Here is a 10,313-nt window from a genome sequence, read left to right as displayed (position 1 = left end):
CCCCCAAGCGGCGGGAGGCGCCGCCGCTCACTTTGCCCAGGTGACCTTGTCGCCTTCCGCAATGCCGAGCTCGGCCGAGCGGCCGCCGTTCAGCTCCAGCACCGCCGCGACCGGTTCGCCCGAAGGAACCTGCGCTTCCGAGAAGGGCACGGTATTCTCGGCGATGCGCGCGATGGTGCCATCGGCACGGATGAAAATGATGTCGAGCGGAGAGGGCGTGTTGCGCATCCAGAAGCTCGCCTCCCGCGGGCCGCCGCCTTCGGGCGGATAGGGTGCGAACAACATGCCGCCGTCCTTGGGAATGTCCGTCCGGTACATGAGGCCGCGCTGCTGCTTGGCGACCGTGTCGGCGATTTCCACCCGGAAGACGTGCCGCCCATTCGCGCTGGCGATGGTCACCTCGGTAAGCGGCGCCTGTGCCGCCTCATTCCCCGCTGTCGCCGCCGCATCGCGACCGGTACAGGCCGACGCGCCGATCAGCAGCGCCAGCGCCGCCAGGCCGTGAAGCTTCATTGTTTAATTCTCCCGTACGACGCTGACCGCCATCGGCCCCTTGCGCCCGTCAACCACCCGCGCGCGCAGCCGCTCCTCGGGCAGGATTTCCGCAATGTCGCCGCGGCGCAGCGTTTCCATATGCACGAAGATATCGCCCGGCGCGCCATCCCGCACGAGAAAACCATATCCCCTCAGGCGATTGAACCACTTCACCGACACCGGCTCCCAGTCGCCGGCTTCGTCGATCAGCGTCAACGGGTCGACCCGGTTGACCGGCCGGGGGGCGGGCTCAACGGCGGTGGAGGTGTCGATCGTCAGGATTTCGCGCGCCTGATAGCCGCGCTCGCGCCGGATCGCGACGGCGCTGATCCGGGTGCCTTCCGGCAAGCTACGGCGGCCAAGCGGCTGAAGAACGGAAAAATGAATCAGCACATCGCCGATCTCCGCCTCATCGGGCACCAGGAAGCCGAAGCCGCGGGTCACGTCGAACCACTTCAGCGTGCCCGCAACGCGCACGCCATCATCCTCGCTCAGCAAGGCGCCAGTTTCATCACCGTCCTCAGGCGGGTCGCTGCGCATGTTCATCCATTCCCCCGGAAAAACACGCTAGCATGGTTGTCGCGCTGCACAACACGCAGAGTGGATACCGTTATCATTGATCGCCCTCTGGCACCTCTCCCGGTGCCGCCTGAACGATGCGCCGCGCGAGGATGAAGGAATGGCCTGCACGCAACATGGCCGCGATCTGCCGTTCGCGCGTGCGATCATCGGCCGGTACCTGCGCAAAGGGGCCGAAGCGGCGGCGGCGGGCAAGCGCCAGGGCGCTCGACAGGGCCTCGGCCGCGCTTTGCTCCAGCACGGGGGCGACATCGTCTTCCTCCACATGGGCCGCACGCAGCGCCTGGGATACGCGCCGCACGCCATAGCCCCGGCGGGTAAGCGAACGCGCCCGCGCTTCGGCGAACAAACCGTCGTTGATGTAGCCCAGGCCCGCCATCCGATCCGCAAGCTCGGCCGGATCGACAGGGGCGCCGGTCCATCCCCGTTCCCGCACCTTTCGCGCAAGATAGCTCGCCAATTTGCCGCGCGTGGTGGCAAACCGCTCGACATAGCGCAACGCCAGCGCCTCCAGCTTGGCGGCGTCCAGCGGCGGCGGAGAGCGTCGATCGTTGGTCATCCGCCTTCTTGTTGCCACAGTGACATTGGAATTTGAACGTGGCGTTCTATCAGATGCCCGGCCCGGCACGTGGCCGTCCTGATAAGCGTCGGCGCCCCCGAGGCACCACGAGCGAGATTTTGAGCAAAACAAACATGACGAGCGCGACCCTGATCCCCACCCCGAGCAGCGATTCGAAGCCGCGCCGATTCGCCGACTTCGCCACGCTTGGCGAAGCGCTCGACTATGCGGCGCAGGGCGAGCGCGGGCTGAACTTCCACGATGCGCGCGGCACGCTGGTCCGCCCGTACCCGTTTCGCGAGCTGCAAACCGACGCGAAGGCGGCGGCGTTTCGCCTGATCGCCGCAGGGATCGCGCCTGGCGACCGCGTTGCGCTTGTTGCGGAAACCAGCGCGGAATTCGCCGCATTGTTCTTCGGCACGGTCTATGCCGGTGCCTGGCCGGTGCCGCTCCCCCTTCCGACGTCGTTTGGCGGCAAGGAATCCTATATCGACCAGCTTCGCGTGCAGCTGCAAAGCTGTGATCCGGTGATGCTGATCTATCCGCCGGAACTGTCGGAAATGGCCGGCGCCGCCGCGGCCGCGACCGGCACGACGGGCGTCGACTGGGGCGATCTGCTGTCGCGCGCGGCGGAGCCTGTGGCGCTGCCCGCGGCCTCGGGCGACGATATCGCCTATCTGCAATATTCCAGCGGCTCCACGCGCTTCCCGCATGGCGTGGCGATCACCCATCACGCGCTGCTGAACAATCTGGCGGCACATGCGCACGGCATGGAGCTGATCGAGAGCGACCGCTGCATTTCGTGGCTGCCCTGGTATCACGACATGGGTCTGGTCGGCTGCTTCCTGTCGCCGATCGCCAACCAAGTGTCGGTCGATTACCTGAAGACCGAGGATTTCGCGCGGCGCCCGCTCGCCTGGCTCGACCTCATCAGCCGCAACCCGGGCACCTCGATCAGCTATTCGCCGACCTTCGGCTACGATATCTGCGCGCGGCGCATGTCGAGCCAGACCAAGGCCGCCGACCGGTTCGACCTGTCGCGCTGGCGGCTCGCGGGCAATGGCGCCGACATGATCCGGCCCGACGTGATGCAGGGCTTCGTCGACGCCTTCGCGGATGCCGGTTTCCAAGCACGCGCGTTCCTCCCCTCTTACGGCCTCGCCGAGGCGACGCTCGCCGTGTCGATCATGCCGCCAGGCGAGGGCATTCGCGTTGAGCTGGTCGAGGAGACACAGCTTTCGGGCGTGCCCGCCGGGCAGGACCGTCCGCAGCGCTATCGCGCGATCGTCAATTGCGGCAAGCCGGTGCGCGACATGAAGGTGGAGATCCGCGAGGAAGACGGCACGCCGCTCCCCGAACGCGCGATCGGCAAGGTGTGGTGCAGCGGCCCATCGGTGATGGTCGGCTATTTCCGCGATCCCGAAGCGACCGACGCCTGCATGAAGGGCGGCTGGCTCGACACCGGCGACATGGGCTATCTCTCGGACGGCTATATCTACATCGTCGGCCGGGCGAAGGACATGATCATCGTCAACGGCCGCAACCATTGGCCGCAGGACATCGAATGGGCGGTGGAGCAGCTCCCCGGCTTCAAGCAGGGCGATATTGCCGCCTTCGCCATTACCACCCCGGGCGGCGAAGAGACACCGGCAGTGCTGGTGCAGTGCCGCACCTCCGACGATGAGGAGCGCAGCCGCCTGCGAGACGAGATCCGCGATCGCGTGCGTGCGGTGACCGGCATGAACTGCGTGATCGAGCTGATCCCGCCGCGCACGCTGCCGCGCACGAGCTCGGGCAAGCTGAGCCGCGCCAAGGCGCGCAATCTGTATCTGTCGGGCGAAATCAAGCCTTACGCCGTCGCTGCCTGAGGCGCAGGGTTTGATCAGCGGCGGGGACATCTCCGCCGCCGCTTGCCATGCCCGATGGCGAGCAAGGCGCAGCACACGGTTTCAGCTAAAGCTCACCCGAGCTGATCAGGACTACCCTTCCGGCGAAGGGCAGGCTTAGCCGCAAGGCAGTGGTAACGTGCGCTGCGCATGCCGAGTCTGTCGCCTGACCAGGCGACGGTCTTTCTAGAATTCTTGCGAAATTCTGCACGTCGTGCCGGGCTCGTCCTGGCATCCACCAAGCCGCAAACGTCAAACCTTTGGGTGCGCAGTGCAGTGGAACCCGGCAATGGGGCCGGGATAAAGCGGATTGTGGGCGCCGCCGAAGCGGTTCGCAAAGCTCCCAACTTGGGTCCGAAAGCCGATCACGATCGCTGGAGGGCGCCGCCCGCCCCCGTTCAGGCGGCCTGCGCTTCCGTCGTACGCCGCCGCGCGCGTGCCTTGGCGGTCAGCACGATATGCCCGCGCTTTTCCTGCACCCAGCCTTGCCGGGTCAGGGCGTCAAGCGTCTGCTGACAATCCCCGCGCGAGATCATCAGATGCGGGCCTGCCGCCCGTGCCGAACCCAGGATGCGTTCTAACAGCTCAGCGGTGAGCCAAGCGCCGTCGTCTTGCTGACCCAATGCGACCCCCCCAAGGGTTTACGGCATGGTGGATATTATGGGGTAGGTGGACAGTGAGTCTTGACGCACGTCAAGCGATTCTCCGCGCTGGCGTGACTAAGCGCGCGGAATCCTCGTTGAATCGTGTGACGGAGGCGCCGCGACGATCGTCAGGCAGCCAAGGGCAGCATCTGGGCATCGCCGTCGCACAGCCAGCGGGCGCATTCCAGCCCCAGTTCCGCCCGCGCTCGCGACTCGTAAGCGGCGCTTTCGCTGACCGTCAGGACATCGCGCCAGCGGCCGTTCGTACCCTTGTTCATGAAGGATCGAGTGCCGTTCTCAAAGATCGCGCCGGCCATCGGCACAACGGCCTCGCCATGCCGCCGCATCCAGTCGAAGGTGCAATGCTCCACCTGCACGGGGAAGCGCGCCTCGTCGACGGCGATGCCGAGGAAGGCGGCAATCCGGCGCATCTCGCCCGGAAGATCACGCTTCAGATCCTCGAAATGCAGCATCAGCACGTTCGGGAGATGGCGGATCGCCCACCAGCTGCGCACATTCTCCCACAGGGACCAAAAAGGCGCGCCGTCCTGCGCAAACCAGGTGCGCCAGAAGGCGTGGACGTCATCGCCCGCCGGCGGGATCGGCGGCCCGACGCGGCCCGGCGTATCGTTGATCAGCAACAGCGCCTCGGGCGTGAAGGCGCGATAGTGGTTGTACAGGCTCCATGCCACGTCGCGCCCATCGCGGCCGACATAGATATATTTGGCCCGCGGCGAGAAGACGAGCGCGTCGACCGGCAGGTGCGTCTTCAGGAAACGGCGGTGGGACTGCGCTTCCAGCATCGGCAGCAGCACGTCCCGGCCGGGAATGCGCATGTCGACCCAGGGCGACAGCTCGGCAACGGCAAAGGCGGCGTCGCCGCCGGACAGCAGCTGGGCCACGATCTGCTGGGTCCAGGTTGTCCCCGACTTGCCGTAAGTGGAAACGATGATGTCGTCGTCACGAAAGGTGAAGTCATTCCAGATCGTGGAATCGAAATGATGGTTCTGAAACTCGCGGGTCTTTACCGGCAGTGCGAAAGCATGGGTCATGATCGACCTCCCCTTGAAAGGAACGTCGATGGCTAATCATGAAGCGCGGCCAGCGTCAAAGCGACGCGATTTCACTTAATCGCGCCGCTTCAAATACTTGCCCGTCGGTCGCAGCTTGGTCGCTACTTATTGCGCCCGGTTTGCGACCAGATCGTCGACGACGCCCGGATCAGCCAGCGTGGACGTGTCGCCGAGGCTCTCCACCTCCCCTTCCGCGATCTTGCGCAGGATGCGGCGCATGATCTTGCCCGAGCGGGTCTTGGGCAGGCCAGGCGCGAACTGGATAGCGTCGGGGCTGGCGATCGGCCCGATTTCGCGACGCACCCATTGGCGCAGCTCCGCCGCGAGGTCGTCGGCCGCGGCAACGCCCGAGTTGAGCGTGACATAGGCGTAGATACCCTGCCCCTTCACGTCATGCGGCATGCCCACCACGGCCGCCTCCGCCACCTTCGGGTGGAGAACCAGCGCACTTTCTACCTCCGCGGTGCCCATGCGGTGGCCGGAGACGTTGAGCACGTCATCCACCCGGCCCGTGATCCAGTAATAACCGTCCTCGTCACGGCGGCACCCGTCGCCGGTGAAATATTTGCCGGGATAGGTCGTGAAATAGGTCTGGAAGAAGCGGTCGTGATCGCCCCAGACGGTGCGCATCTGCCCCGGCCAGCTCGCGGTGATGCACAGATTGCCGCTGACCGCGCCGTCCAGCACCTGGCCATTCTCGTCCACCAATTGCGGATGGACGCCCGGCAACGGCTTGGTGGCGGAACCGGGCTTGAGATCGGTCGCGCCGGGGAGCGGGGCGATCAGCGCGCCACCGGTCTCCGTCTGCCACCAGGTGTCGACGATCGGGGAACGCCCCTCGCCCACCACTTCATGATACCAGCGCCACGCCTCCGGATTGATCGGCTCGCCCACCGTGCCGAGCAGCTTCAGGCTCTTGCGGCTGGTCGCCTTCACCGGTGCGTCGCCTTCCTTCATCAGCGCGCGCAGCGCCGTCGGCGCGGTGAACACGGTATGCACCTGATGCCGGTCGACTACCTGCCAGATGCGGCTCGCGTCCGGCCAGTTGGGCAGACCCTCGTACATCAGCGTCGTGGCCCCGTTCGCCAGCGGGCCATAGATCACATACGTGTGCCCCGTGACCCAGCCGATGTCGGCCGCGCACCAGAAGACGTTGCCCGGCCGGTGATCGAACACGAGATCATGGGTGAAGCTGGCCCAGAGCAGATAGCCGCCGGTGGTGTGCAGCACGCCCTTGGGCTTGCCCGTCGAACCGGAGGTGTAGAGGATGAACAGCGGATCCTCCGCCTTCATCGGCTCGGGCGCGCAATCGGCCGATACGTTGGCCGCGGCCTCGTGATACCAGACATCGCGATCATGCATCGGCACCTGGTCGCCGGTCGCCTTGATGACGATCACCTTTTCCAGGCTGGGGGCACGCGGCGCGGCGGCGTCGACATTGGCCTTCAGCGGGATCCGCTTGCCACCACGCCGGCCGCAATCGGCCGTGATCACCACGCGCGAATCGCAATCCTGGATGCGGCCGGCCAGCGCGTCGGGCGAAAAGCCGCCGAACACGACCGAATGGATGGCCCCGATCCGGGCGCAGGCGAGCAGCGCGAAGGCAGCCTCGGGGATCATCGGCAGGTAGATGGTGACCCTATCGCCCTTGCCGACACCCTCCCCCTTCAGGACATTGGCGAAGCGGCAGACCTCCTGGTGGAGCTGCGCATAGGTGTAGCGCCGGGGCTCCTCGCCCGGCTCGTCCGGTTCCCAGATGATCGCGGTCTGATCGCCGCGGGTCGCCAGATGGCGGTCGAGGCAGTTGGCCGCCACGTTGAGCATGCCGTCCTTGAACCAGCTGATCCCGAAGTCCGCCTCGTCGAAGGACCATTCGCCTGCGACCGTCGGCGTCTTGATCCATTCGAGCCGCTGCGCCTGTTCCAGCCAGAAGGCGTCGGGATCAGCCGCTGCGGCCGCGTACATCGCCTCATAAGCGGCGAAATCGACCTTCGCCTCGGCGGCCCATTCGCTGGGCACGGGGTACAGCAGCTGCTCGGCCATGCATCATCTCCTTTTCCCGCCTGATGGCCGCGGGAAAGGAGGGTTGGCAACCGTCTTGGACGCGAAATCGCCCGCGATCGTCGAACGTCGCGGCATCACGTCAGGTCAGCGGATCTGCTCCAGCACACCGTCGATGACGAACTGCACCGCAAGCGCGGCCAGCAGCACGCCCAGCAGGCGCGTGATCACCGCCTCGATCTTGTGGCCCAGCAGGCGCATCAGCGGCCCCGCGGCAAGCAGCGCGGCGAGCGTCAGGAGCAGGATCGTGGCGAGCGCCGCCAGCACGACCAGCGATCGCTCCAGACCGTCGTTGCGCGCCATCAGCAGCATGACGCTGGCGATCGAGCCCGGCCCGGCGATCATCGGCATCGCCATGGGGAAGATCGAGACGTCTTCCGCCTCCTCCGGCGTGATGCTCGCAGCGCGATCCTCGCGGCGCTGGGTGCGCTTCTCGAACACCATTTCCAGCGCGATGAGGAACAGCATGACACCCCCGGCGATCCGGAACGACGCCAGTTCGATGCCAAGGCCCTTGAGCAGCTTTTCGCCGAACAGCGCGAAGACGAGCAGGATCGCCGCCGCCACGCCGACCGCCCGGATGGCCATGGTCCGGCGTTCGGCGATGCCGGCGCGGCTGGTCAGCCCGGCATAGATCGGCGCGCAGCCGGGCGGATCGATCACCACGAAGAAGGTGATGAGGGCGGAAATGTAGAGTTCGATCATGAACGTTTCGGCCGCGGCGCGGGGACCTGATCGTCGATCACCGTTTCATAGCCAGCACCTGTCCACAACTGCACGGTGAAGCGGTGTCCGCCCTCCGGCGCGACGCGCCAGTGCCACCGCAACGTGGCATCGGCGGAGGCGCCGCCATCATCGTCCGCTTCGGCATCGTGGGTCGGCGTTCCCGTGCAGGACGCCTGGCGCACCACCGGCTGTGCCATCCGGGCACGCGGGGCGGTCAGGTCAGCGCCATGGTCGAGCAGGAAGCGCCATGCGCCATCAGCCTGCCTGCGCCAGATGGTCGAGAAGTAGCTCGATCGGTCGCCGGGCCACAGCGCTCCGCCCGTATTCGCCGCGGTAGTGCCATCGCATGAAACGAAGCTGGCGGTCGGCCACCAATCGACCGCCACCGGCGGATCCGGCGCATCCTTCAGCGCGACGGCGACCGGATTCGGCGGCAGAAAGATCGCGTCCTTCGCCGCCCACTTCCGAAAAGCAGTCCACTGCCCCAGCTTCTGCGCGTCGGCGGCAAAGGCGCGTTCCGCATCCACCGCGGTCTGCGGCGCGGCACCCGCCAGCAGCAGGGCGAGCAGCACGCTCAGATGTCCTGCGAAAGGGAGACGCGCTCGCGGCGTGCGGCGGATACCAAGGTATTGCGCAGCAGGACCGCGATGGTCATCGGCCCCACTCCGCCGGGCACCGGGGTCATCGCGCCCGCCACCTCGGCGCAGGCCGGGTCGATGTCGCCGACCAGTCCCGTCTCGGTCCGATTGATACCCACGTCGATCAGGGTGGCGCCCGGCTTGATCCAGTCGGGCTTCACCATGCCTGCGCGGCCCACGGCGGCGACAACGATATCGGCCCGCTTCACCACATCAGGCAGATCACGGGTGCGCGAATGGGCGACGGTGACGGTGCAGCTGTCGCCGATCAGCAGCTGCGCCATCGGCTTGCCGACGATGTTGGAACGCCCGATGACCACCGCATCCTTGCCGGAAAGATCGCCAAGCACGTCGCGCAGGAGCAGGAGGCAGCCGAGCGGCGTGCAAGGCACAAAGCCCGGCAGGCCAGTCGCCAGCCGCCCGGCATTCACCGGATGAAAGCCGTCCACGTCCTTGTCGGGATTGATGCGCGTGATGATCGCGCTTTCGTTCAGGTGGCGCGGCAGCGGCAGTTGCACCAGAATGCCATCCACTGCCGGATCGGTGTTCAGCCGGTCGACCAGCGCCTCCAGCGCTTCCTGGCTGGTATCCGCCGACAGCCGGTGTTCGAAGCTTTCCATGCCGGCGGCGACCGTCGCCTTGCCCTTCGAACGGACATAAACGGCGGATGCCGGATCTTCCCCCACCAGTACCACGGCAAGCCCCGGCTTGCGCCCCGCCTTGTCCATGATCTCCGCCGCGCCTTCGGCCACGCGTGCGCGCAGGCCGGCGGCAAATGCTTTTCCGTCGATGTTCCGTGCCGTCATGCCTGCTGGCCATAGAGGCTCGCGGCGATGCGCGCCAGCGCGGCGGGATCGCCCATGACGAACAATCGTTTCAGCCGCGCCGTCTCGCCGCCGGTGATGCGTACCGCGCCGCGCGAGACGCCGAATGTCTTGGCCACCAAGGCGATCAGCGCCACGTTGGCGGCGCCATCGACCGGCGGCGCGCTGACCCGCGCCGCGAAATGTTCGGGCGGGCCAGGCTCCAGCGCGTCGCGTCCGCCGCGCGGCGTCAGGCGGACGGCGATGGTAAGGCCGTTATCGCTGATCCGCCACGCGCTCAGATGCCGCCCATTACGACGCTGGCCTGCACATTGTTCAGGATGATGGTGAGGACCGCGATGGCGATCAGCACCACCGCCGGTGCGAAATCGATGCCGCCCGTCTGCGGCAGGATGCGGCGGATCGGCCGGTACATCGGCTCGGTCAGGCGATCGAGGCCTTGATACAGCGAGCGGACGAAGTTGGACTGCATGTTGACGACGTTGAACGCGACCAGCAGCGACAACACGAACTGGATGACGATGACCCACCAGACCACGTTCAGCAGGACCTGAAGGATCTGGACGATGGTGAGCATCAACAAGGGCAATCTCCGTTCGGGTGTATCATTCCGTTAGCACAGTTGGGCATGAAGCGCGGGCCGATCAAGCCTTGCGGATCAGCGTGCCGGCCCCGCGGCGGGTGAAGATTTCCAGCAACATGCCGTGCGGCACCCGGCCGTCGAGCACGACCGCCGCGTCGACGCCGGATTCGACTGCCGCGACGCAGGTTTCCAGCTTCGGGATCATG

12 protein-coding genes and 1 pseudogene are annotated in these 10,313 nt (G+C 66.4%); 1 reads left to right on the top strand and 12 read right to left on the bottom strand.

Annotation, left to right across the window (positions count from 1 at the left end; all coding sequences use genetic code 11):
- Positions 1–27 precede the first annotated feature (27 nt).
- From AX702_RS08890 to AX702_RS08880, 3 genes are all read right to left on the bottom strand, one after another.
- On the bottom strand, positions 28–513 hold the full coding sequence (locus AX702_RS08890; protein ID WP_066778625.1) for a DUF192 domain-containing protein: 486 nt from the start codon (positions 511–513) through the stop codon (positions 28–30).
- A 3-nt stretch (positions 514–516) separates the two neighbouring features.
- Complete coding sequence (locus AX702_RS08885; RefSeq protein WP_331710389.1) at positions 517–1,080, bottom strand: cold-shock protein; 564 nt, start codon at positions 1,078–1,080, stop codon at positions 517–519.
- Positions 1,081–1,147: 67 nt separating this feature from the next.
- Positions 1,148–1,672 (bottom strand): regulatory protein RecX, encoded by a 525-nt coding sequence (locus tag AX702_RS08880; RefSeq protein WP_066778623.1) that lies wholly within the window; start codon positions 1,670–1,672, stop codon positions 1,148–1,150.
- Between the two features lie 134 nt (positions 1,673–1,806).
- Between AX702_RS08880 and AX702_RS08875 the strand changes: the two genes are divergently transcribed.
- Complete coding sequence (locus AX702_RS08875) at positions 1,807–3,540, top strand: fatty acyl-AMP ligase (protein ID WP_066778621.1); 1,734 nt, start codon at positions 1,807–1,809, stop codon at positions 3,538–3,540.
- Positions 3,541–3,956: 416 nt separating this feature from the next.
- On the opposite strand, the gene AX702_RS08870 is transcribed toward AX702_RS08875, so the two are convergent.
- The 9 genes and pseudogenes from AX702_RS08870 to AX702_RS22025 all read right to left on the bottom strand — a co-directional run.
- A complete protein-coding gene (locus AX702_RS08870; protein WP_066778619.1) occupies positions 3,957–4,181 on the bottom strand; it encodes a hypothetical protein in 225 nt (74 codons plus the stop codon).
- Positions 4,182–4,330: 149 nt separating this feature from the next.
- Positions 4,331–5,254, bottom strand: a complete 924-nt coding sequence (locus tag AX702_RS08865) for a sulfotransferase domain-containing protein (RefSeq protein WP_066778618.1) — start codon at positions 5,252–5,254, stop codon at positions 4,331–4,333.
- A 126-nt stretch (positions 5,255–5,380) separates the two neighbouring features.
- The gene (acs, locus tag AX702_RS08860; RefSeq protein WP_066778615.1) at positions 5,381–7,318 is read right to left on the bottom strand and encodes an acetate--CoA ligase; all 1,938 of its coding nucleotides are present in this window, start codon (positions 7,316–7,318) and stop codon (positions 5,381–5,383) included.
- A gap of 105 nt (positions 7,319–7,423) precedes the next feature.
- The gene (locus AX702_RS08855; protein WP_066778613.1) at positions 7,424–8,041 is read right to left on the bottom strand and encodes a MarC family protein; all 618 of its coding nucleotides are present in this window, start codon (positions 8,039–8,041) and stop codon (positions 7,424–7,426) included.
- The gene (locus AX702_RS08850; RefSeq protein ID WP_066778611.1) at positions 8,038–8,634 is read right to left on the bottom strand and encodes a hypothetical protein; all 597 of its coding nucleotides are present in this window, start codon (positions 8,632–8,634) and stop codon (positions 8,038–8,040) included. The genes AX702_RS08855 and AX702_RS08850 overlap by 4 nt, the downstream gene beginning before the upstream one ends.
- A gap of 2 nt (positions 8,635–8,636) precedes the next feature.
- Positions 8,637–9,506 (bottom strand): bifunctional methylenetetrahydrofolate dehydrogenase/methenyltetrahydrofolate cyclohydrolase FolD, encoded by an 870-nt coding sequence (gene folD, locus AX702_RS08845; protein WP_066778607.1) that lies wholly within the window; start codon positions 9,504–9,506, stop codon positions 8,637–8,639.
- Complete coding sequence (locus tag AX702_RS08840) at positions 9,503–9,769, bottom strand: DUF167 domain-containing protein (protein ID WP_269450382.1); 267 nt, start codon at positions 9,767–9,769, stop codon at positions 9,503–9,505. Before AX702_RS08840 ends, folD begins: the two co-directional genes overlap by 4 nt.
- A gap of 32 nt (positions 9,770–9,801) precedes the next feature.
- On the bottom strand, positions 9,802–10,101 hold the full coding sequence (locus AX702_RS08835) for a YggT family protein (RefSeq protein ID WP_066778606.1): 300 nt from the start codon (positions 10,099–10,101) through the stop codon (positions 9,802–9,804).
- Between the two features lie 67 nt (positions 10,102–10,168).
- Positions 10,169–10,313 (bottom strand): annotated as a pseudogene (locus tag AX702_RS22025) (acetylglutamate kinase); the annotation flags it as partial.

This window comes from Sphingomonas sp. CCH5-D11, from assembly GCF_001557395.1.
In the GTDB taxonomy this organism is placed as follows: Bacteria; Pseudomonadota; Alphaproteobacteria; order Sphingomonadales; family Sphingomonadaceae; genus Sphingomonas.
This window is presented reverse-complemented; position numbering and strand designations above follow the sequence as displayed.